The following is a 23,312-nucleotide window of genomic DNA, read 5'->3' on the forward strand; positions in this document are numbered from 1 at the left end:
CCGAAACCCTTAGAGGCTCAGATAACGATGACACTGTTGAAGCTGGCGGCTACCAATAAACTAAAAGCAGCAAAAAACTAAGAGCAGCGAATCTCTCTTCATTATGAGAATCGCTGCTCTAGAGTTTTTCACGATGAGACAGTCTGTTTTACTCAAGTGGAGAACGTAGTTTTCACTGTAGCCCCATTGGACTGTTCATCCACATGAAATTTGACAGGTAACCTTAGCATTCGCCTGCCTCTGCCTATTGGATCAGCTCAAGAAGTTCTGCAACATTCGCCTTGTACTGTGGCTTGAAATCATCTGATTTCATATAACCCGCAAGACTGAATAAGAACTGTCTGCCTTCCGGCGTATCGCTAACCTTATCAGCATCCAATGCGCATATCAGCAGGTTGCCTGCTCCTACACTGCATTCCACTAGGAAACTCAGCTTATGATTGCGTTCAAAATTATCGATAGTCTGCACAACGGGATTCCAATCGCGGTCAGCTGCATCCATGATGAGCGATTTCGAATTCTCAACAATACTCCACCAGGGATAGGTAGAATATTCCTCGCTCGGGAACTCACGAAGCACCGGGTGCTTGTTATCAATCAACAGCCCCATAGTACCAATGGGTACTGGCCGGTTCATGCGCTCTGAGATCGAGCGGAACATTGGATAACACCAGAAATCTGTGCAGTAATAACCTTCAACGGCATTTTGGAGAGATTCCGGTTTCGGCATAAGCAGCACATTCTCACCTTGCTCCAGCAATGCAAGCGCATCATCAGACAGCTTGTCGAAGACATGGACACCTTCCAGCATGTTGCCACTCTTCACTGGATAAATCCACAGGTCGTAACTCTTACGGATATCTGTTCCCTGTATGGAGAGGGACAATACGATAGTACTCATACGGTCAACTTCAGGTAGTTTTATTGCCAGATCGCAGATATCGATATAATTCGTTCCTGCAGGTACGTCCACCTCGGTTGAACCTGCGGCGAGTATACCATTATCCGCGGTAAGCTCCCAATGCAGTTCAAATGCACTCGGCATACCACTGCGGAAACAGCTCAGTTCAACATGGGCATCGAACGATTCACCAGAGACATAGTTATACTTAGGGAATCTTGCCAACAGAACGGCATCATTACAAAAAGTTCGCCAGTCCTCCGGACTTATCATTCCTTTTGAATCCATAAAGGCGTCGAGGACACCCACCAGCGCCGTTCCCTGGCCACTGAAATCCTGCAAATCAAGCAGTTGGAAGCCCGCAAGCCGCCGGGAGCGGAATGCCGCCTCAAGTTCCTCTTTGTAGCAAGCTACTGCCAGTTGCCCCGAGGATTCAAAATATTTGGCGGCCAAATGACCCAACCCTTTACTTTCCAGTCGTTCACGGAAAATTTTGAAATTCTCAGCTTTGAGCGGACCGTTGTATTTATCGATTTCCTCATAATTAGGATAGGTAGCATACTGTCCGATCTCATGCGAGATTACCGGAATGTGCGGTATCCATTCTGCGGAAGCGTCTCCAGCCTTCACCGTCTTGGCTTCCGTACCATACTGGATCTGAATCTCTCCGCCAGCGGCAGCTTCCATCCCCTCTCCGTTGAAGAAATCCTGAGGGACGATCTGATCGTCATAGTCTTTCATCGTGCCTGGCAGATCGATCTGGACATGACCTAATGGAGCATCACACATCGCATAGGAACCTCTGAACAGCCGATCTCTGGAGAAGCGCACGCCGCTGAAGAAATCGTCATGTTCCAGAATTTCTGGCACCCATTGGTGGTTATTGGACCCCTGTGTATAGAGAATCCGGTTATCAAATGCTTTATAGTCCTTTAGGAAGGAATCAATCTTGGCTTTGCTGCCCCATAGCTCGTTGCCAAGCGACATCATCACGAAGGAGGGGTGATTGCCAAAAGCCTGAAGTATGGCATAGCCTTCGCTGATCAGATAGTTCTGCTCCGCTTGATTATGTCCCTCGTCGGTTTCTTCTGTGATTGTTCCCCAGAATGGAAGCTCTGGTTGCATGTAGATACCTAGCATATCCGCTGCGGTGAAAGCAGCTTCCGGCGGACAGCAGGTATGAAAGCGATAATGATTGATGCCGTAAGACTTGGAGATGCCAAGGATTCTTACCCATTCCTCGACGTCAGTCGGGGCATAACCGGTAAGCGGGAAGATCAGGCCGTCATGTTTGCCGCGGAGGAAGGTTTTTTCTCCGTTAATTGTAAACTTATCGCCCTCTGCCCGGAATTCCTTCAATCCAAAAACGAGCTCCTGTCGGTCCATTATATATCCATCACTGTCTTTCAAAACAAGGTTTATGTTATAAAGATTGGGAGCGCCTTCACTCCAGAGCAGCGCGTCTTGACAAAGCTCATAGTTGACGGAAAAACTACCCGGTGAGACTGGGTACTCCCGCTGGTCCACAGCATGTGCATTGTCGCTGTTGAAGCTCTGCGCAGACACTGTAAGTATAGATTCGTTCCTGCTGTCCAAGGTTGCCGTGATTCGGACTGAGCGGGCTGAGAGATCCGGATCGAGCCGGATGCCGCTGAGCCGTGACTCACCGTAGAACTGAAGCTCCATACGTCCGGTAATCCCATTCCAGTTAGTCTGGGTATCCTGCGACGTTAAATGTCCACCTTTGGTTGGGTAACCCGTATTGTCCACACGGATGGTGAGCGTATGATTCCCAGGTTGAAGCTGCGGCAACTCGTATATATGTGGGGTGTTCAGACTGTTACGGCTGCCTATTTCCTGATTGTCCAGCCATAGAGTCGTCAGCCTCGTGCGTTCCAAATATAGGAAGCAGACTTTGCCGGCTAGTTCTTCCGGAATGACGACCTCTTTTGAATACCAGACTTGCCCTTCAAACAAATACTCATCCGTTAATGCGCTTACTAAAACATCCTCGTTCTTCGAACCTTTGCGTGCGTAGGACGTTGTTCCCGGCAGTGTGATAACATCTGTAAAAGGCAATGCCAGTCCTTGATTTCCCTCATCCAATTGCAACTTCCATTCGCCTTCCAGGCTGATCTTTGTCTGCAAAATATCACTCCTAATAATGATAATCTCTGAACTCCTGAGGTGTGGTGCCGGTTGTTTTCTTAAAAAGGAAGGCAAAATAAGCCGCGGTTTGAAAGCCCACCTGCTCGGCAACCTCGTAAACCTTAATATTGGGGTCACGAAGTAGTTCCTTGGCTTTGTTCATACGCGCTTCCTGCACGAAATCGGAAATCGTCCGGCCCATTTCTTTCTTGAAGAGAACACTTAAATAGCTGTGATTCAAGTGAAACTGCTCAGCAAGCTGCTTTACAGTCATGTTCTCATGCAGATGCTCTTCCAATTGGCAGGCGACCCGCTGGATAAGGTTATGCTGCTGAGCGACCTGCTCTCTTTGATTAAGCTTAGCATATTGCGCCAAATATTCCAGTACGACCTTCCTGACTTCATCTACGCCTGTACAGTCGATCAACCGCTGCCACATGAGGATGTTCAACTCTGTATCCTTCTCATGTATACGCTTCAGTTTTCTGGCTAGTTCGCTAAGCAAACCCATTCCGAAAGCCTGCACATAGGAAAAGGATACAGGCTCTCGCGCAAGTAACACTTCGAAAGCATGATTGAAATAAGCGGAAGCTTTATCGCTCTCTCCTCTGTCCAGTAGCTTAACGATTTCCGGAATGTATTCTTCACGCAACCGGAAATCATGATATTCATTCATCAAGTTCCGGTCGAAATAGAGGATTTGTCCGTAGCCGGCCAGCCTGGCACCGGTCATCATATGCCTTACTTCCTTATACAGCAACGGTATTTCCGTCCAGAACAAGCACTCTCTGCTAATTCCGACCGAGACGGAGGCTTTATACTGCTCTCTTAGGATATCTTGGATAAACGCAAGCTGCTTCTCAAGTCTTGCCCGCACCAATGGCGTTGCGTTCAGCACAATGACGGCCAGTTCATCCGCTCCTGTCTTCCCTATATAGGTACCGGAGAAGCCAGATAGACCAGTCTTAACGCAGTTCAATAGCCCTTCGCTAAGCAGGATCCGATCCTTGGCATCATGCGGATTATCTAGGAACCTGCGGTCATATCCGAACAGGAATAAAGTTGCCTGCCATTCCCCATTAGGCAGATCCAGCAGACGCCGCCAGGATTCGAGCAGCTCATCACTGTGGATCCAGCCTTCGACCATATCTTTGACGAAACGTTCCTGCAGCACCTCATAGCTCTCTGTAACTTTCTCCCTAAGTACAGTGGTTTCCTGTTCAATCTGTTTTTTCTTCTCAACTACTTCTCTGAACGCAGCCAGTTTCATTTCGAGTTCTTCCGTCTTGATGGGCTTCAGAACGTAAGCTTTAGCTCCCAGATGTATAGCCTCCTGCACAAATTCAAACTCGTCATATCCACTGATCATCACAGTCTGTAAAGACTGGAGTAACGGATAATCCGCTCTGCATCTGGCGAGCAGTTCGATCCCTGTCATACCGGGCATCGAGACGTCAGCGATCAGCACATCCACAGGAGTTTCTCCTAGGATTGTTAGTGCTTCTTCACCAGATAATGCAGTTAACGGTTCCTCATACCCCAGAGCTTTCCAGCCAATATGACGAAGAAGCCCTTGAATCTGCATAGGCTCGTCGTCGACAATTAATGCCCGCATTAAGCTCCATCCCCCTTTTTTATCTCAGGACTTTCCTTGCAAACAGGGATATCAATGGTTACACAAGTCCATTCGTCTTCTACACTGTCAATCTCAAAGCCGCCCTCTGTGCCAAAATACAATGCAAGACGTTCACGGATATTGTTCATCCCGAATCCGTTTTGCGTCCCCGTGTAGCTGCCGGTACGGATCTGTTCCAGCTTCTCACTGCCAATCCCTTTTCCATTATCAAAAATCTGAAACTGCACCGTATTCTCCACTCGTTTGATCGTAATTTGTATAAAAGCATGAGTTCTAGTTGTGATGCCCCCGTGCAGATAACAGTTCTCGACCGTTGGCTGTAGAATCAGCTTAATGCTGTACAGGTCAAGAACGTCAGGCTCTACCAGCCACTCTACGGATACCTGACCGGGATAACGCAGCTGCTGAATTTCGATATACGCCTTAAGATGCTCAATTTCGTCACGGATCAGCGTCACATTAACCCGGTTATTGAGTGCCAGCCGATAGAATGTCGTCAGCGCATCTATGGTTCGGATTTGCAATTCGTCCTGCTGATCTAATGCCCGCCAACGGATCAGACTTAGCGAATTATAGATGAAATGAGGGTTAATCTGTGCCTGCAACGCCCTAAATGATTGCTCCCGCTCTTTGAGCATGGCCTCTGTATGTTCTGCGACCAGTTTTCTCAAACGGCCAGACATGGAATTGAACAATATCTCAAGTTCACCCAGCTCATCGTTGTCACGGTTTCTCACTGTAACTTCGAAATAGCCCTGTGAGATATCTGTCATTCGGATGCCCAGCTTGCGGATCCGCCAAATCACATTTTTAAGTACAATCATGATTAGAAAGATGGACAACAGCAGGAAAAATGCAATACCTGCTCCGATATAGTACATAATCCGCGTAGACTGCTCCTCCAGTCGGTCAAGATGCACAAGCGCGGCAACCGTCCAGCCAGACTTAATCTCCTGAGTGATCAGCATCATCCCGCTTTTTGTCGCCGATGTTTCCAACGAGTTATTCCAGTACTGACCTAAGGAGGATGAGGATAACCGGCTGCCAATTTCAGAGGGCTCCGAGGATGCAATAATGCGTTCGTTGTCGTCAACAATATACAATTCTCCGGCCCCTTCAAAAGGATGCTCGAACGATTCCATGAAGACACCGTTATAGTTCAGTAACAGGTACACAATCCCGTAAACATCTCCATATGCGTTCAGAATTTTATGGGATACCACTAGCTTAGTCCTGTCGTCAGCTGCATTAGTCCATACCAGATTGTCTGTTGTGCGAAGCATTTTCGTATACCATTCCCGCTCTCGAATTCCCGAAAGGCTCCGTTCTTCCGGCTTCCACAGAAGCCCTCCATCTTGCACTAGTGTATCGTTGGTATGATAGATCCGGAAATTCTCAATACCTGGCAAGTATTTACTGGTGAGCAGAAAGGAACGGTCCACATAATTGACCGTACCCAATTGTTCATCGATATCCGCATAGTCCCTGGCTAATCTAGAGATCAGCTCACCATCCGTAGCCGTCCGGGTAGCCAGCAGATCATAGCTTTGCTTCCTGAATTCAATACTCTGCGCACTTTGCCGAACGGCTTCCCTGATCGTAAGCATATAATTGGCCCGCACCGTATGAAGCATCATGTACCCTGCACCTGCAGCCAGCAGTACGGTGGGGAGAAATACAATTAGTCCGTAGAATAATACAATCTTACTCCTCAGGTTCATAGAACGGGTCATACGGATGATCCATTTCTCTATTTGTTGTTTAATCATAGATTTCCCCCATGAAGTGCAAAGGGAGCCCCCTCCAAGTGAGAGGTGCTCCATTAATTTTTTATCGTTTAAGATCCGCGACTGAAAGAGCATCACGGTTGTCTATTGCAAGGCGGTTACTTCCTCCTTGTACGTATCCAGCCACTCCTGCTTGACTTCACTCCAGTGCCCACGCTTCTCTAGTGCTGCTTGGAAATCGCTCCAATTCTTCTCGAATTGCCCCTCGTCTTTGGCCATTAAAAGCTTGGCTCGATATTCCTTGCGGATATTTTCGATCTCCGGTGAATATTTCTCCCATGCGCCGCCCTGTTTCATCTGGAATAGATCATAAGACTCTGCCACGCGGATCGTTCCCATTTTGCCGATAGCTTCTGTGAACTTAATTGTCTTAGCAGCTCCGGCTTTTCCTGCATCCTCTGTGTTCCACCATGGGTACCATTCATTGCTGTAAGAGGCAGTCATGTAAAGCTCCGGGGTGACTTTAGCTTTTTGTGCGGTGTCTCCGGAATTGCGGCTCGTCTTGTAGGTTTCGTCTGTGAATTTCCATTTGCCCAACGGTTGATCAATCCAATCCCAGTATAATCCCGCCGGTCCTTCATTAATGACCTGCTGCTGTTCAGGTTTCGGCTGCAAGGTATAATCGAAGAATTTCAGAATAGCTTCCAGATTTTTAGTTTTTTCACTAACATAGACATCATAGCCTGGATTCGGATTGGTAACCTGATTAATCCCGACTTTCTCTACACCATCCACTTTAGGAAAAGGGATCGCTTCGTAAAACCACCCCGGCTCTGTTGGGCCGTCCAATGTCTCCCAGGCAGAGGCAGGAATGTTCCAGAAGCTGCCGACATTGAAGGCAATACGACCTGATTTGTTCTTTTCTGTATACTGTTCTTTTTTGCTGGTAACGACCTCTGGATCGATCAACTTCTCCTGGTACATCTTGTTCATCCATTGATAAGCTGCTTTATAATTGGGATCGTCGTAAGCGAATACAAAATCATCGCCGCGTTTGTCAACGCCATTACCTGCTGTAGTCACCCCAAATGCTGTCAAAATTGCGTTTTCATCGCTCCAGCCCAGATTATCACTAGTGTCCATCAGGAATGATAGAGGAATCAGCGATTTGCCGGAAGCATCCTTCTCTTCTGCAGCTTTCCGAAGGAAGGTCTCAACTCCTTCTAACGTTGCTAAGTCCTCTTTGGTCATACCTGTTTTCTCCAGCACATCACTTCTGACAATCCAGGCTTGAGATGCCCAACCTGGCCACGGATCTTCCGGGTTTTGGTCAAACCAGGTAGGGATGGACCAGATATGGCCCTCATTATCCTTCATAAGTTCCAGATACTGCTTTGGAATAGACGCAAGTCCTGGATATTTGTCAGGCATGTCGAAATACTGCTCTAGCGGCATAAGCTGCTTCGACCGGTTCATCGCGCTTTTGACCGTTTCGTTTCGGCTGAAGATAGCTGCATCCTCAAAGCCGCCAGTGTTTATCTTCAAATTAAGTGCAGTCATCGCGTCGCCTTGAGTGGTTTCCAGCTTCACATTTACTCCAGGCTCCTGTTCACGCCAATATTTCTGGACCAAACTATCATTATTGATGGTTGCCGTCCATCCGAGCCAGAGATTAAAGGAAGTCGAGCCACTGGCGGGCTGGTTATTTGACGTTTCATTGTCACTTCCAGGCTTGTTCGCAGTATTCCCACCTGATCCGGAGCATCCGGCAATAGACATCAGTAAGGTTGCTGCAGCCAAGGCGACTAGACCCGTTTTTTTGATCATCATTGTTTAATTCCCCCTGTTCTATTATTGTAGATCAACCTTTTACTGACCCTACAAGAACTCCTTTCACAAAATATTTCTGCAGGAACGGATACACGCACAGGATGGGGATTGCACTCACCATAACGACTGCCATCTTAATCGACATCAGCGTAATATTCTGCATTTGTGAGCTTCTCGCCAAAGCTTCCTGGTTGGTATTTGAGCCAAGGACAGCGGATAAATCCTGAGCAGCGAGCAATTGCTGCAGGAAGGTCTGCACCGGAATCAGATTCTGCTTCGTGACGAAGAAAGCACCGGCGAACCAATCATTCCAGTGTCCCACTGCGGTAAACAGTCCCAGCGCTGCAAGCATAGGTTGAGAGAGTGGAATAATAATCTGAATCAGAGTACGAACAGGACCGGCTCCATCTAGTTCAGCGGATTCTACCAGAGCTTCAGGGATTCCCTGTATAAACTTCAGCATGACAAACATGTTCCAGACCGAGAACAGCCCGGGGAAAATATACACCCAGAACGTGTTGATAAGCCCGAGATTATTAAGCTGAATATAGAAAGGAACCAGTCCTCCACTGAATAACATGGTTAAAAGAATATAGCCTAGTATCGTGCTTCTTAATGGAAGACCGCGGTAGGACAAGCCAAATGCCACCAGAAGTGTGACGATAAGTCCTGCGAATGTGCCAATGACTGTCCTAGCGATTGTAATTAGATAAGACTGGCGGATAATCTCATTTCCTAATACAATCTCATAATTAATTAATGTGAAATTCTTGGGCCATAGATACACGCCACCTTTGGCCGCACTTGCACCGTCATTCAGTGAGATTGCCAGCATGTACAGGAATGGATATAGTACAGACAAGCACAGACCGGCCAGTACTATGACGATGACGTATTGAGCTATTTTTTCACCTCTGCTGAGCTTCATATGCCATCACCATAATCCTTCACCATTTATTTTTCTGGATAACTGATTAGTCGAAACAACCAATATCAAACTGATCACTGAGGATAACAATCCCACTGCGGTCGCCATCCCAAAATATCCCTGCTGCAATCCGTTGCGGATGATATACGTATCCAGTACATCCGCGACCCCTTGATTAGCAGAATTCATCAGCGGATAAATCTGATCCATCCCTACTGAAATCAGGCTAGGGATACTCAGAATTAGCACAATCGATATTGTCGGTAGAATACCCGGGAAGGTGATATGCCGAATCTGGGCTAGCTTTCCTGCACCCTCTACTTTGGCGGACTCATACAATTGCGGATCAATCGTTGTGATCGCAGCCAGATAGAGAATCGTGTTCCAGCCGGTCTCTTTCCACAAGCCGCTTAATATAACCATGGGCCGGAACCACTCCGTGGAACCTAGAAAAAATACGGGATCACCACCTGCTTTCTCGATGAACTGATTGACCAGCCCACCATCCAAAGTCAGAAAAGACTGCTGGATGTAAGCGACTACAATCCATGAGAAAAAATGTGGCAAATAGCTGACCGATTGCACGAATCGTTTAAATACAGGCCGGGTTACCTCGTTAATCACCAGCGCCAGCAGAATCGGTGCCGGGAATCCGAAGATGAACTTAAGCACGGATATATATAACGTGTTTTTGACAACAGTTAAAAACTGGGGATCTTGCAGGAAAGAAAAGTTGTCTAATCCCACCCATGCGCTGTTCCAGATCGAGGTGCCAATCTGAAAGTCGCGGAAGGCGACCTGAATCCCTGCCATCGGAATATAGCTGAACAGAAATAGCAACAGAACTCCCGGAAGAATCATTAAATATTGCCATCGGTACTTGTAGAACTTAGCGTACAATTTACATCCCTCCTTGATATTTCTATCATAAGGTGCAGCGGGAACCCTGCCTATATAACAGTGATTGGTTATCTATTGCTCTGATTGGATATTTAAAGCGCTTACGTTGATAGACAAGCTCCGCGCGCACGCAAATAAACGCAGCCTTAAACGGCTGCGTTACATTTTTTATGACGAAAGCTAAATATTGAAATTCAAATTAATATTATTGTTAATGTATGGCTTTATGCCCTGCCGGTTGAGATGCCTTGGAATAGCGGTTCTCAGGCAATGGAATACCGAGATTTCCACGCAGGGTGCTACTTTCGTATTCAGTGCGGAACAGACCCCGCTCTTGCAGAATCGGCACTACCCGATCGACGAATTCCTCCAGTCCGTTAGGAACAGCAGCTGCGATCATAAATCCGTCTGCTCCTCCGCCCTCAAACCAGGTTTGAATCTGATCCGCCACTTGCTCAGGTGTGCCAATAAAGCTGCTGCGCGGGGTAGCGGATTGTAAGGCGACCTGTCTTAGTGTTAAGCCTCTCTCCTTCGCGTCCTTTTTGATTTTATCCGTGCCGCTCTGAAAACTATTGCGCCCCAACTCGCCAAGCTCAGGGAACGGTGCATCCAGCGGATATTGCGAGAAATCATGATGCTCGAAGAATCTGCCCAAATAGTTCAGTGCATTCTCAATCGTCACGAGACCAGCAACCTCCTGATATTTGCGCTCTGCTTCCTCTGGTGTGTCGCCAATGATTGGTGCAATGCCAGGAAAGATCAGCACCTCATTCGGATCCCGGTCAAATGAAGCTACCCGTGTCTTAACATCGCTATAGAATGCCTGGGCATCTTCTAGCGTTTCGTGGCCAGTGAAGATAGCATCCGCTTCCTTTGAGGCGTAATTTTTACCAACTTCTGAGGAACCTGCCTGAAACACGACTGGCTGCCCCTGCTTCGAACGAGCAATATTGAGCGGTCCCTTCACGGAGAAGAACTCACCTTGATGGTCCAGGGTATGCATTTTTTGCGGATCAAAGAATACACCTGATTCCTTGTCTCGGACAAACGCATCATCTTCCCAGGAATCCCATAATCCGCGCGTCACCTGCAAATATTCGGTAGCAATGCGGTAGCGCTTGCCATGGTCAGGATGCTCTTTTTTGCTGTAATTAGAGGCAGAGCCTTCCAGCGGTGAAGTCACCACATTCCAGCCGGCCCGGCCTCCGCTGATTACATCCAGTGAGCCGAATTGACGCGCGACAGTAAACGGTTCACTGTAGGAGGTGGACAGGGTACCAACCAGACCGATGTTGGTGCTGACGGCGGCGAGTGCGCTAAGGATGGTCAGCGGCTCAAACCGGTTAAGGAAATGGGGAATGGACTTTTCATTAATGTACAAACCGTCTGCGATGAAGATCAGATCCAGCTTGCCTTCTTCTGCCTTCTGTACCCACGCTTTGTATAATTCAAAGTTTACACTTGCATCCGGCTTAGCATCAGAATGGCGCCACATCGACGTGCTGCCTCCTACTCCATGCAGCAGTGCGCCTAGCTTCAGTTGTTTTGGTTTGGTCATGTTCATTCCTCCTAAAAGTTTTGTGAGCATACGATTCCCAGGTTTTACTTTGTGCAAAACTCACTTTATAAGCATTTATTGCACGAACGATGCATTGGCAGCGCCCTGCTTGATTCGCTCGATCTGGCCAAGATGCCTTTCCACATGTGCGGTGAAGCTATGGACGATATCGGAAATTTTCACGATCTCCCCCTTGAAGTTAATCCCGCTTTTCTCCCAATCCTCTGCGCTGAGCCGTTCAAACAATAGACTGTTATAATAAAGCAGGCTGCGGAACAACTCCAGGCTATCGGAAGCATAACCACTGTTGGCGTACTGGCCGCTGACCCAAGCGTCCTGATTGAAGACTGGCAGCTGCGCAGTTGTAGCAGCGAGAATATCACGGATGCGGAACGAAACCACAATGCTGTGATCAGCTAGATGAGCCAGCACCTCAGTGACACTCCAACTTGTTGGTTCCGCCTTCCATTTCAGCTGTTCCTCTGTTAACCCTGCAGTTGCATGCACCAGCTGGTTGTAAGTACTTAAAAAATTACTGATTTGAACTTTGCTCATTAAATCCCCTCCAATATAAAGCCTGCTTGCGAATGATCAGGTGCAAAACGTGATAACGAAAAAGGTTGGATGTTGTGGTTGGTAGCTCCACTTGTCGCCATATCAGCAAGTATTTCACCTACAACACTAGAAAATTTAAAACCATGCCCTGAGAACCCTCCGGCTACCAGCACATTGGAGTGGAGCGGATGGCGGTCAATAATGAAATCTTCATCAGGCGTATGCTCATATTTGCATACAGAACCTTTAAGTAATCGGCCAGCTGCACCCGGCATATAAGACTCCAGTACTCTACGAAGGTCTTGCTCATCGCTGGCTTCACTGCCAAAGGGAGCAAGTAGTGTGCCTGGTTTCCATTCCAGCCCCGTATCGTGCCGGCCGATCTTCAGACCGGTTCCATCAATGCTGGGAAAGCCATAATAGCCACCTTCCTCAGCCCCTAGCGTGAAGCCAGGGAAGTTACCGGCTGCAAAAGCAGGTGAGCTCTCAAACCAGCCCACAACTTTGCGGATCGCCTTGATTGGCAAATGCACAAAAGGCGCCAACGCACCAAACCAGGCTCCGGCACTAAGGATAGCTGACGCTCCGTGATAATCGCCATTTGTTGTATGAACTGTCACACTGCCTTCGCGGGCGGTGATGTTTACTACCGAAGTGTTCGTCAACAGCTCCGCACCCTGTCCAAGGGCAAGCTGGCGGTAGGCGGAGATACAGCGCTCGCTGTACAAATACCCGGCATCTGGTTCATACATTGCTGCGAATGTTTCTGGAATGTTCAATCCCGGCCAGCGCCGCCGGACCTCTCCGGCATCCAGATGCTGAACCTGCACCTTCCGTTTCTTCGCTTCCGCGAGACGACCGCTGAAGGAATACACTGCACTATCTGCTAGATTCAATACGCCCGAGCGGACAAGCAGTTCTATTCCGCTCAACTGCTCGGCTTCTTTCCATAAACGATCTGCCCGCAGAGCCAAATCAATGTAAGCGGGATCACCACTGTAAGCGTGCCGGATCAGCCGGGTTTCCCCGTGATGGCTTCCCTGTGTATGTGGAGGATCAAAGGCATCAATTAGCAGCGTCTTCACTCCGCGCCTCGCAAGATAGTAACCGGCGCTCATGCCCATCGAGCCTGCGCCGACGATAATTACATCGTAACTGTTATATTCAGCTATAATTCTGCACCTCCATCGGGACTGTACTGCACTAGGGAACGAACAGCTACATCCGCAAGGAAACGTGCTGCCACAGGGAGTGCACGTTCATCCAGATTGAAGGCCGGATGATGCCATTCCTGGCTTCCTTCAGTACCAACAAAAACGAACAGTCCGGGTACCACGCGCTGATAGAAGGCGAAATCCTCTCCAGCCAGAGAAAGCTCTGGCTGAATCTCTCGGTAACCAAGAGCTTCGACCGATTCAACTCCAAGCGCTGCTAGGGAGGGGTCGTTGATAACCGGAGGTGGCCCTTCTATCCAGCGAACGGTAGCTTCTGCTCCAAGAGCCGCTGCTACACCGACCGCCACTTCCTGAAACCGGTTCAGCACTTTGCTGCGCACCGTTTCATCAAAGGTGCGGATCGTCCCTTCAAGCACGGCTTTTTCGGGGATAATGTTCCATGAATTGCCGCTGTGAATCTGCGTCACACTGACCACCGCACTCTGCAGTGGACTGACATTGCGACTTACAATGGACTGGAATGCCGTCACAATATGCGAAGCCGCTACAATCGGGTCTATGCCAGCTTCCGGAACGGCAGCATGAGAACTGCCACCCTGCACTTCAATCACAAACCCGTCAGCTGCTGCCATTAAAGGACCACCCTTAATACCGATGGTTCCGACTGGCAGGTCTGGCTTGTTATGCAGCCCGATCACTGCCCGGACGTCTTCTAGTGCCCCGCTAGCAATGATTCGCTGTGCACCCTGTGCCTTCTCCTCCGCTGGTTGGAATAACAGGCGCACCGTTCCCTGTAATTGCTGCTCTCGCTGTTTCAATTGATAGGCGGCACCCATCAAGGCAGCCGTATGGAAATCATGCCCGCAGGCATGCATTTTGCCGGGATATAATGAAACAAAGGATACTCCGCTTTCCTCCTGGATTGGCAAGGCATCAATATCTGCGCGCAGTGCGATGACCGAACCAGGATTTTTGCCGCCAATCTCTGCGATCACGCCGGTAGACAGACCGTATTCTACGATCCTGACTCCTGCCCGCTCCAGCAGGGAAATAATATATTCTGTTGTGCCATATTCTTCATTGGACAGTTCCGGGTGCCGGTGCAGATGACGGCGTATCCCGATTAATTCTTCTTCAAGCGCATCCACACTCAACTCTTTAGCTTTACTTGTCATATACAGTCACCCTCCTTTACACGATTTCCTGTGTGATACCGAGCCCGCCCGCTTTATGCCTCTGCAGCCACTTCAGCGATTGCTTCGCTCAGTAGCTCAAAGGATCGGAGCCGTTTGTCAAAGGGCTGTACATTCGTCGTTATGATGAACTCCTCGACACCGGATGCCTCTGAAAGTTCCAACAACTGTTCACGGACAGATGATTTTGTTCCCTTGGTAATCTCCGGTTCCAGCTCTTCAATCGTGTAGGCTTCATTGCTCTGGCGGGCAAATTCCTCCGCCTGTTCCAAGGTCCCTACTGTCAGCTTCTTCCCGCTCGCCAGTTGAATCCGGATCAGCTTATGCGCACCTGCCAGTTCTTTCGCTCCCTCCTCAGTCTCAGCCACCACTAACGCTAAAGCGATAATCGCTTGCGGTTGTCTGCCCTGTGAAGAAGCGAAACCGCTGCGGTAAGCACGAATGGCATCCAGCGCTACCGCCTTATCGCTGTTAATAAACAGGGAGAATACGTACGGTAACCCCAGTTCAGCGGCAATTTCCGCGCTGCTTACACTCGCGCCAAGGACATACAGCTCGGGAGGAATACCAGGAAGGGGACCTGCCTTCAATCCTGCCAGCGGATGGTTTTCTTCGAGTCGGTTATGTACATACTTTTCCAGCTCGATGATTTTGCCCGTAAGGTCTGGGGTTTCAGCTTTTCCCTGCTGCAGTGCCTGTGTGCTGCGCGGGAGTCCACCGGGAGCACGTCCCACACCGAGATCCACTCGTCCAGGAGCCAGTGTAGACAGCACATTGAAGTTCTCCGCTACCTTATACGGGCTGTAATGCTGGAGCATGATGCCACCGGAGCCAATGCGGATTCGCTCTGTTTTAGCCAGAAGATGTGAGATAAGTACTTCCGGGGAAGAGCCGGCTACCTGCTCGGAGTCATGATGCTCTGAAACCCAGAACCGGTGGAATCCAAGCTCTTCGGACAATTGTGCCAGCTTGATCGTATGCTGGAATGCTTCCTCCGGCGTTTCTCCCGGATAGATCGGACTTTGATCAAGTACGCTGATTGTAATAGCCATTGTTTTTCCTCCTATATGGAATAGTTAAATTCAGGTGTGATCCGCTTCAGGAACTGCTTCGTTCTTTCTTCGCGCGGATGGTTAAACAGCTCTGCCGGAGTCCCTTCTTCAACAATGACGCCTCCGTCCATAAAAACCACATGATTCGCCACATCACGAGCAAAGCCCATTTCATGAGTCACCACAATCATTGTGATGCCTTCCTTAGCAATTTTACGGATGACGGCCAGCACCTCACCCACTAACTCTGGGTCCAACGCCGATGTGGGTTCGTCGAACAATATAACCTCCGGCTCGAGTGCCAAGGCACGGGCAATGCCAACCCGCTGCTGCTGGCCTCCGGACAGCTGACTTGGATAGGCGTCCAGCTTGCTGCCAAGACCAACCTTTTCAAGTAGAGCAATACTCCGCTTTTTCGCTTCTTCCTTCGGAAGCTTTTTGACAATCAGCAGTCCCTCCATCACGTTCTCCAGCGCGGTTTTATGGCGGAATAAATTGTACTGCTGGAACACCATTGCCGTTTTTTGCCGGAGCAGATGAATCTCCTTTTTACGGGCGTGCTTGCAGTTCACTTTGAAATCGCCGATGGCGATCTCTCCGCTGCTTGGCTTCTCCAGATAATTCACACAGCGTAAAAGTGTCGTTTTGCCTGAGCCGCTGGGACCGAGAATGACGACAACTTCACCTTTCGTCACCGTTAAATCTATATTGTTGAGCACCTGATTCCGACCGAATGACTTCGAAATTTGCGCAAGCTTGATCATGCTACTCCACCTCGATTGTACAGATTAATTCTTTTTTCAATCAGCGACGTCACGCGTTCGATCAGGAACGTAAGTCCCCAGAAAATCAGTGCTGCCGCCAGATAAGCCTCAAAAAACTTCCAGTTCGTTGAAGCAACAATTTGCGCCTTAGCATTGATATCCACCACCGAAACGGTAAAAGCAAGGGTAGATCCATGCAGCATACCAATTACCGAATTTGACAGATTGGGCAGACTCGCCGCCAGCGCCTGAGGAAAAACAATCCGCCGCAGTGCCTGGGGCGTGGTCATGCCGATTGAATGTGCCGCTTCCAACTGACCGCGATCCACCGCAAGCAGACCTGAACGGACGACTTCGGACATATAGGCTCCCGCTGTAATCGAGAACGAAATATAGGCAAAACCGATCATGGGAATCGATACCGACCTGAAGCTCCAGCCGAACTGTACCGCCAGACCATCGATTAATACGGGAAGCCCAAAATAGATGAGCAAAAGATGTGTCAGCATCGGTGTCCCGCGAATGAACGTAACATAACCGACAGCCAGCGGATACAGCAGCGGAATTCTGTATATCCGGATCAACGCTACAGCCACACCAATCACAAATCCAATGAGTACTGAGACAACAGTAATAGATAAGGTCACAGGAATTGCACTTAGAATTTGCACCAGAGCAGTCCAGATAAAAGAAGGATCCAGCTTCATAACCTGCCACCTCCTTTACCCGGTCCAAGTTCAGCAATGATGCGGCGGTAGGACCAGCTTTTGTTGATTTTGAACGATTTTTTCTCCGGTGTATTCCGTTTCTCATGCCGCAGCAGCCGGCGTTCTGCTATAAGCAGCAGTTTCTCGATTGTAAAGCTGATGACCAGATAGATTAGCGCAAGCGCGATATACGTTTCAATAAAATGCTGAGTTAAGCTGCCTAGCGTCTGTGCTTTGCCTGACATTTCCATCACTCCAAGAGTAAAGGCCAATGACGTATCTTTCAGTAGAGCAATCACCAGATTGGAGAATACCGGAACTGCGATTCCGAGCGCCTGCGGCAGCACGATTCGCGTAAAGGCTTGAAACCCCGTCATTCCTGTAGCATAAGCAGCCTCTACCTGCCCCTTATCCACCGCCATTACAGAAGCTCTGATCATTTCGGACATGTATGCCCCCGTATGCAGCCCGTAAGTAAGTATCACAAAAACAAGCACGGGAGTCCGGGTCATATCGACATGAACCAGCTTCATAATTTCGGGCAGACCATAATAAAACAAGAAGAGCTGGATAAGGATCGGAGTTCCCCGAAAAAAAGAAATATAGATTTCGGAGATGGTTTTTAACACAGGTACTTTATAAAGTCTTGGCAGAGCTACGAGAAAGCCGACAATAATTCCTGTCAGTAGAGAACAGGCGACAATCAGAAGCGTGGTGCTTAAAGTCCCTAGTAACTTAGGCAAAAACGAAAATACAAAGCTGATATCAAACTGTGCGCCCATATATTCCCTCCCTTCCCGTGCTCACCGGCTCAATCATTTAACCGAATCCGCTGTAACATCCGCACCCAACCATTCCGTACTAAGCTTGCCTAGTGTGCCGTCTGTCTTCAGCTCTTTAATCGCACTGTCAATCGCATCTGAAAGCTTTTGCGAATCGGCATCATCCTTACGGAAAACATAGAGAATGTCCGCGGAGGACAACTCGTCGCCCGTTGCTTTTAGCTGATTCTGCGGATCAATGATCGGCAGGACAAAATCTGCAGCCAGCGTTGCGTCCACACGCCCAGTACTGATTTGTGCGACGGTATCATTCGCTGCACCATTCTGATACACGATATCAATCGCATTGTCATTCTCTTTATTGTAGTTCTCGAGTATTTGTGCTTGTGCACTCGTTGCACCTACAAGCACCTTTTTCCCTTTGAGATCATCAAGCGATTGGATTGAATTATTATCCTTTGCCACTACAATGCGGTTTCTCCAGTGGGCATAGGCTTCTTTGTTAAAAGAGTACTTCAGCTCCCGTTCCGGATTTTTCTCCATGACATGGGCGACCAAATCGATTTTTTTGGTTTCCAGGCTCAGGAGCAGATTGCTGAAATCCATGGTTTGAAATTCGAATTCATATTCTGGCAGCTGCTTATCGATTTCTTTGAGCAGTTCCACATCAAATCCGGTGAGTTTGCCGTTCTCATCTATGAAGCAGACTTTCGGAAAAGCAGTACCCGTGCCCACAATGATCTTAGTTACCTTTGCCGAATCCTTTGCCGGTGCCGCAGCTTCTGCTGCATTTCCCTTCTGATTGCTGCTAGCGCTGTTACTGTTGTTTCCGCAGCCGGCAATCGCCAGTGTCAATATCGATGCAAATACTAGTGAAATGGACTTTTTCATTGTTTTATCCCCTTTGAATGAACTGTGGTTTGTCTGTAAGTGTTTTTTTCAGCAGATACATAATGCCGTCACCATTCTGCTGATCCAGTTCTAGAAACCGTTCGTACCCCCGGCGTTCATACATTTGAACCAACCACGGATGTTTCTTCGCCGTTGCCAGCGTGACCGCAGCCGAACCTAACTGTCCAGCAATAATGTTCTCTTCCACCCAATCCAAAAGTTTTCCACCATAACCTCTGTTACTGTAATCTGGATGAGCAGCAAACCATTTGATAAAAGGCAGTGGGCTAATCTTCTTAATCTCTTCTTCCTTTGAAAGGGTTATGGTCGCAACTATCGTTCCGTCAACTTCAAGCACATAACACTCATTCGTAGCTATATTGTCTTCAATAAGCGCCAAGTCGGCTGTGGCCGCCGGCCAATGCAGCCCAAGTTCACGAATCAGCTGATAGGCACGATATGTAACATCCAGCAATTGCTCCGCATCCTTCAGTTCTGCCAGCCTGTATACCTCACTCATCACATGCCCTCCAGCCTTTCGAAAATTAATTTTATAATCCCTATCGAATTAGTTGTGATTATATGCAATTAACTTTATCACTGCATGTGTCCATGCGCTAATAGAGTTTTTTAATACATCTATACAATTAGTCGATCTCCGACTGTACCAATCCCCAGTTCAAGCAGGGTTTCGATGAATTCAGCGTTCTCTCCATTTAGCGAAATCAAGCTGGTTCGTAAGGAGATGCCTTCCGTCTCCGCAATATCCACCCGGATCAGCGACCCCGTCGCCACTTCCTCTTGCACACTGAGGGCGGGAAGGAAACAGATGCCTGCTTTTTTCAATACCAGCTTTTTGGCTGTCTCCAGGTTATCTACCTGATATTCAATCTTCGGTGGCTGTTCCATGCTCTCAAATACACGATGCAGCCGCATCCAATCTAAAGAGCCACATTCAAAAAAAACCAACGTCTCCTGGCGGATATCCTCCAGTGAAGCCCGCTGTGCTTTAGCAAAGCGATGTCCCTCATGTACATACAGTGAGATGGGGTCCTCGCAGAAAGGAAAGGTTTGAATTGCCGGATTTACGATCTTACGGATAAAAGCCAAATCAAGCTCCTTCGATTTCAACTTTTCAGTCAATACTTCCGTAGAAGCTGTCATCAGCTTGATTGTGATATGAGGATATCTGCGCTTTAAATGGAGCATCAGATGGGGCATTAAATAATTGGAAACCGAGACCGTACTGCCGATTCTCAGTTCATTTGGAATGTGTCCCTTAGCCTGAACCTGATATTTACCGTTCTGATAGATCTGGAGAATCTGCTGGGCATAGGGAAGAAACTGTTTACCTTTATCCGTTAGGTTAATCTGCTTGCCCAACCGATCAAACACTTTGCAATCCAGTTCCCTTTCTAGCGATTGAATCCGGGCCGTTACTGTCGGCTGGGAGATATATAGAACTTCGGCAGCTTTATTGAAGCTTCCATAATGGTTGATGTAGACAAAAGCCTCAATATTTTCAATGTTCATCCCTAATCCCCCTATGCTTTTATTAATTTTACTATTCCGATGTAATAACAATGAATTAAAGCGATGCTACCCTATAGATTTTGTTTATATATTAGTCATCACCCTATTTTTTGTCAACAATTAATTCCGTGTAAATCAATCGGATTTTGAACTGAAAGTCATGTTTATTTCATATAGAACTTTTCTATTCCTAAATCAGAATTATGAAACTCATCTTATTCCACTAGGATTTATCATGTATAATAATTTCATTCGAATGAACATTACATTTGTTTGAAAGGGGATAGCGAAAACATGTCACAAAAGATCATTATCCGTGAAGCTGAGAATAAAGATCGTAATGCTATCGCCGATTTGCTGTTAGATGCATACCACCAATATTCGGAGATCATGCCTGAGCCGTTGTGGCTGGAGTATCGGAAATCGCTTCTTGATTCCGTTCATGGTGATACCCCGCTCGTTCGGATCATCGCTGAAATCGACAAGAAAATCGTTGGTAGCGCACTCTTGTTCAGTTCCTCGGAAACGGCTTACGGGAAACCGGAGCTCGGGATTCACTCCCCTATCCTACGTCTGCTAGCCGTATCTCCATCCGCTCGTGGTCTTGGCGTTGCAACTCTTCTGATTCGCGATGCTGCACGGAGATCACTACAGTTGGGTGCCACCACCTTGAACCTACACACCTCGGAAATGATGTCTTCAGCCATCAAACTGTACCAGCGCTTAGGCTTTAATCGTGCGTATGAGACCGATCTTATGAACGGTGACACTCTAGTACAAGGCTTCCGGCTAGACCTGCTGTCCTCCGTCCGTTCTACAGCGGGACAAATATAGAATTCGAGAATTCTTAAATATTTGTCTTTTAAATATAAAAAGAAGCCTCGGAAAGCTTCCCCAATGATCTTGTGTGATCGTTACGGTGAACTTCCCGAGGCTTATTTATTTTTCTTTTTTATAGGTGATTTCTTTAAAACTCACGGTGATTTCCCCCGTATTATCGATATCGCCCATTCGAAGATCTGTAGTAATGGTAGCACTGGAAGGGATGGACGAAAAGCTTGCCCCCTTCTGCTTCTTTTTTACATCATAGAGATAATAAGAAACACCCTTAACATTAAGCCCTATATTATCCTTGTGCATAAGTTCTACAGTATATGATTTTATCACGGCTACATTAGCGTCCATCCACCCCACAACTTCAATAGCCGTATCTTCATGATTGCCTTCAGTCTTAATGGATCCGATGGAAAGACCATCCTGATTATAAAAATTAATTTTTTGTACAGCTATTTTCAGATAATCGATATCGATGTCAAGAATTCGGTTTTCGTTGATTTCTGCTGTATCCATCCAGGCAATCGTGCCCGCCGGGTTCCACTTTATTTTCTCAGAAGGTACATATTGCTCTTGTGGTAACGGTACAGTACGTAGCGAAACTCCTTTATTATCGTAAAAGGTTAATTCGCCGCTCTCATCATCATGTACAAATCTCTTAAAAGTTGGTGAGAGGAACAGGGATGGCGCCCCGGTCGTCGAATGTGGGATTACGCGATATTTCAGAAGATGGACATCGTCCTTTCCTGTTTTCAGATCAAAGATCCATACATTGCCGAGATAACTCTGCATAAACAATTTTTGCTCATCAGCTTTCCATTGAAATTTATAAATGTAATCATAATCATCAGAAAGCGGCCAGAAGTTTTCCCGAAGTCGTTCAATCTTTCCTGTAACAACATTATATGAGGACAAATGATATTGCCCGGCTTTTTTCGTCACATCCGATTCCAGAAATAATAGATGATCCTCATCCAGTGGGATTAGCATATTATAGTTGCTCATAAAAGCGTTATTCCATCGATTATTGGAATCGTTGAGTTCGTCGCTCCATTTCACCTTCACCTCATCCGTAGCAGGATCATGGGCTAACAAAGCGTTGACAGCATTGTGGTCGCCATAGAAAAGATGAATGGTATGATAAGGGATCCCTTGCAGTTCAACTACTGCTCCACCATTTAATAGATAGTTATTTTCGGATAGGCCCATCGGTTTGGCCACCAGATCTCCAATAGAGTTCCGTTCTGTATTAAACTCCAAACCATTAAATTTTGCTTCCGAGAACAGAATCTTTTTTAACTCAGCAGTTGATTCCTTAGTAATTGTGTAGCCTGTATCCGTTTCGTTCACATTCATTAACATGCCTTGCTCGCTTGTCTCGTTAATCCATAAATGAAAGGCATATTTATTATTATCTGAAATTAGAACGATATCGTAGTTAGGCGTTGCGGTATTTAAATTCCCTGGTATTTGTTCAGCGGTACGGATGGCTCGGACGAAAGTATCTATGGTTTCATGATCTGTGTATTCATCCTTTATGTTAGCATTCACTGAACCATGTGCTAGAGAGTTTGCTAATGTGATTCGCTTGATGGTCTCATCGATCTTTAGATTATCGGATTCTACATGCTGATCATTTGATTCAAATAAGTTAAGCAAAGCAGCCTTATCCGTTTCAGATAACTTGTAATGCCCATTTTGTCCTGATTTGGTGAAAAGACCATTATTCTTGCCCATAATCCAGAATGAGAACTTTTCGTTTACTTTATTCTTCAATTCAACAGTAGCCTCATATTCAGGTGCTGCAATATCAAGCTTCGCGTTGTCATACTCAGCAGTATGTATAGCTTTATTGAAACGTTCTATTAGCTTTTGGTCCGTTATGGTTATTAATCCGCCGCTATCATTATGGATTGTAATGGAGTCCACAGAACTCAGATCGATTAGCGTTTGATTCGCTTTATCTTTATCCCCTGTATTGACACATCCAACAAAGATTATTGAAATAACTGCTAAAAGGGCTAGTAGATTTAACTTTTTCATATAGGCTCCCCCTTCTTATTCTCTCTTCTTTGACGCCGGTTAGAGGATAAAGTTGCAAAAAATGAGATTTTACACCTATTTAAAAAGACCTAAATAAGCCAAATCTAGCCTGTAGCCATTGGATCAGATTCTTGATCTGAGCAAAGTTACAGTGT

At 47.2% G+C, this 23,312-nt stretch carries 19 protein-coding genes; 1 reads left to right on the plus strand and 18 read right to left on the minus strand.

Annotation, left to right across the window (positions count from 1 at the left end):
• Positions 1–244 precede the first annotated feature (244 nt).
• The 17 genes from MHH49_RS25730 to MHH49_RS25810 all read right to left on the minus strand — a co-directional run bounded on the left by MHH49_RS25730 (position 245) and on the right by MHH49_RS25810 (position 20,280).
• A complete protein-coding gene (locus MHH49_RS25730; protein ID WP_341138625.1) occupies positions 245–3,049 on the minus strand; it encodes a glycoside hydrolase family 2 TIM barrel-domain containing protein in 2,805 nt (934 codons plus the stop codon).
• A gap of 10 nt (positions 3,050–3,059) precedes the next feature.
• A complete protein-coding gene (locus tag MHH49_RS25735) occupies positions 3,060–4,664 on the minus strand; it encodes a response regulator (protein ID WP_076272575.1) in 1,605 nt (534 codons plus the stop codon).
• Entirely contained in the window at positions 4,664–6,454 is a 1,791-nt protein-coding gene (locus MHH49_RS25740; protein WP_341138626.1) for a cache domain-containing sensor histidine kinase, read from the minus strand. The genes MHH49_RS25735 and MHH49_RS25740 overlap by 1 nt, the downstream gene beginning before the upstream one ends.
• Positions 6,455–6,556: 102 nt before the next feature.
• The gene (locus MHH49_RS25745) at positions 6,557–8,242 is read right to left on the minus strand and encodes a hypothetical protein (RefSeq protein WP_076144084.1); all 1,686 of its coding nucleotides are present in this window, start codon (positions 8,240–8,242) and stop codon (positions 6,557–6,559) included.
• A 31-nt stretch (positions 8,243–8,273) separates the two neighbouring features.
• The gene (locus MHH49_RS25750; protein ID WP_036677267.1) at positions 8,274–9,170 is read right to left on the minus strand and encodes a carbohydrate ABC transporter permease; all 897 of its coding nucleotides are present in this window, start codon (positions 9,168–9,170) and stop codon (positions 8,274–8,276) included.
• A gap of 6 nt (positions 9,171–9,176) precedes the next feature.
• Complete coding sequence (locus MHH49_RS25755; RefSeq protein ID WP_341138627.1) at positions 9,177–10,070, minus strand: ABC transporter permease; 894 nt, start codon at positions 10,068–10,070, stop codon at positions 9,177–9,179.
• A gap of 211 nt (positions 10,071–10,281) precedes the next feature.
• A complete protein-coding gene (locus tag MHH49_RS25760) occupies positions 10,282–11,628 on the minus strand; it encodes an LLM class flavin-dependent oxidoreductase (RefSeq protein WP_036677270.1) in 1,347 nt (448 codons plus the stop codon).
• Positions 11,629–11,703: 75 nt separating this feature from the next.
• Positions 11,704–12,183 carry a DinB family protein gene (locus tag MHH49_RS25765; RefSeq protein ID WP_036677271.1) on the minus strand — a complete coding sequence of 160 codons (480 nt, stop codon included), beginning with the start codon at positions 12,181–12,183 and terminating at the stop codon, positions 11,704–11,706.
• Entirely contained in the window at positions 12,183–13,355 is a 1,173-nt protein-coding gene (gene solA, locus MHH49_RS25770; protein ID WP_036677273.1) for an N-methyl-L-tryptophan oxidase, read from the minus strand. The genes MHH49_RS25765 and solA overlap by 1 nt, the downstream gene beginning before the upstream one ends.
• Positions 13,352–14,533, minus strand: a complete 1,182-nt coding sequence (locus MHH49_RS25775) for an amidohydrolase (RefSeq protein WP_341138628.1) — start codon at positions 14,531–14,533, stop codon at positions 13,352–13,354. Before MHH49_RS25775 ends, solA begins: the two co-directional genes overlap by 4 nt.
• A gap of 53 nt (positions 14,534–14,586) precedes the next feature.
• Positions 14,587–15,603 carry an LLM class flavin-dependent oxidoreductase gene (locus MHH49_RS25780; RefSeq protein ID WP_341138629.1) on the minus strand — a complete coding sequence of 339 codons (1,017 nt, stop codon included), beginning with the start codon at positions 15,601–15,603 and terminating at the stop codon, positions 14,587–14,589.
• 11 nt (positions 15,604–15,614) lie between these two features.
• The gene (locus MHH49_RS25785; protein ID WP_076099209.1) at positions 15,615–16,367 is read right to left on the minus strand and encodes an amino acid ABC transporter ATP-binding protein; all 753 of its coding nucleotides are present in this window, start codon (positions 16,365–16,367) and stop codon (positions 15,615–15,617) included.
• Positions 16,364–17,074 (minus strand): amino acid ABC transporter permease, encoded by a 711-nt coding sequence (locus tag MHH49_RS25790; protein ID WP_036677282.1) that lies wholly within the window; start codon positions 17,072–17,074, stop codon positions 16,364–16,366. Before MHH49_RS25790 ends, MHH49_RS25785 begins: the two co-directional genes overlap by 4 nt.
• Complete coding sequence (locus tag MHH49_RS25795; RefSeq protein ID WP_341138630.1) at positions 17,071–17,856, minus strand: amino acid ABC transporter permease; 786 nt, start codon at positions 17,854–17,856, stop codon at positions 17,071–17,073. Before MHH49_RS25795 ends, MHH49_RS25790 begins: the two co-directional genes overlap by 4 nt.
• Before the next feature lie 33 nt (positions 17,857–17,889).
• Positions 17,890–18,747, minus strand: a complete 858-nt coding sequence (locus tag MHH49_RS25800) for a transporter substrate-binding domain-containing protein (protein ID WP_036677286.1) — start codon at positions 18,745–18,747, stop codon at positions 17,890–17,892.
• Between the two features lie 4 nt (positions 18,748–18,751).
• Positions 18,752–19,267, minus strand: a complete 516-nt coding sequence (locus MHH49_RS25805; RefSeq protein WP_036677287.1) for a GNAT family N-acetyltransferase — start codon at positions 19,265–19,267, stop codon at positions 18,752–18,754.
• A gap of 119 nt (positions 19,268–19,386) precedes the next feature.
• Positions 19,387–20,280, minus strand: a complete 894-nt coding sequence (locus MHH49_RS25810) for a LysR family transcriptional regulator (protein ID WP_036677289.1) — start codon at positions 20,278–20,280, stop codon at positions 19,387–19,389.
• Between the two features lie 294 nt (positions 20,281–20,574).
• Between MHH49_RS25810 and MHH49_RS25815 the strand changes: the two genes are divergently transcribed.
• Positions 20,575–21,114 carry a GNAT family N-acetyltransferase gene (locus MHH49_RS25815; protein ID WP_036677290.1) on the plus strand — a complete coding sequence of 180 codons (540 nt, stop codon included), beginning with the start codon at positions 20,575–20,577 and terminating at the stop codon, positions 21,112–21,114.
• Between the two features lie 105 nt (positions 21,115–21,219).
• Here the strand turns inward: MHH49_RS25815 and MHH49_RS25820 are convergent, their stop codons facing one another.
• Entirely contained in the window at positions 21,220–23,157 is a 1,938-nt protein-coding gene (locus tag MHH49_RS25820) for a hypothetical protein (RefSeq protein WP_341138631.1), read from the minus strand.
• Positions 23,158–23,312 lie beyond the last annotated feature (155 nt).

It is taken from the genome of Paenibacillus sp. FSL F4-0122, from assembly GCF_038002845.1.
Taxonomy (GTDB): domain Bacteria; phylum Bacillota; class Bacilli; order Paenibacillales; family Paenibacillaceae; genus Paenibacillus_AQ; species Paenibacillus_AQ odorifer.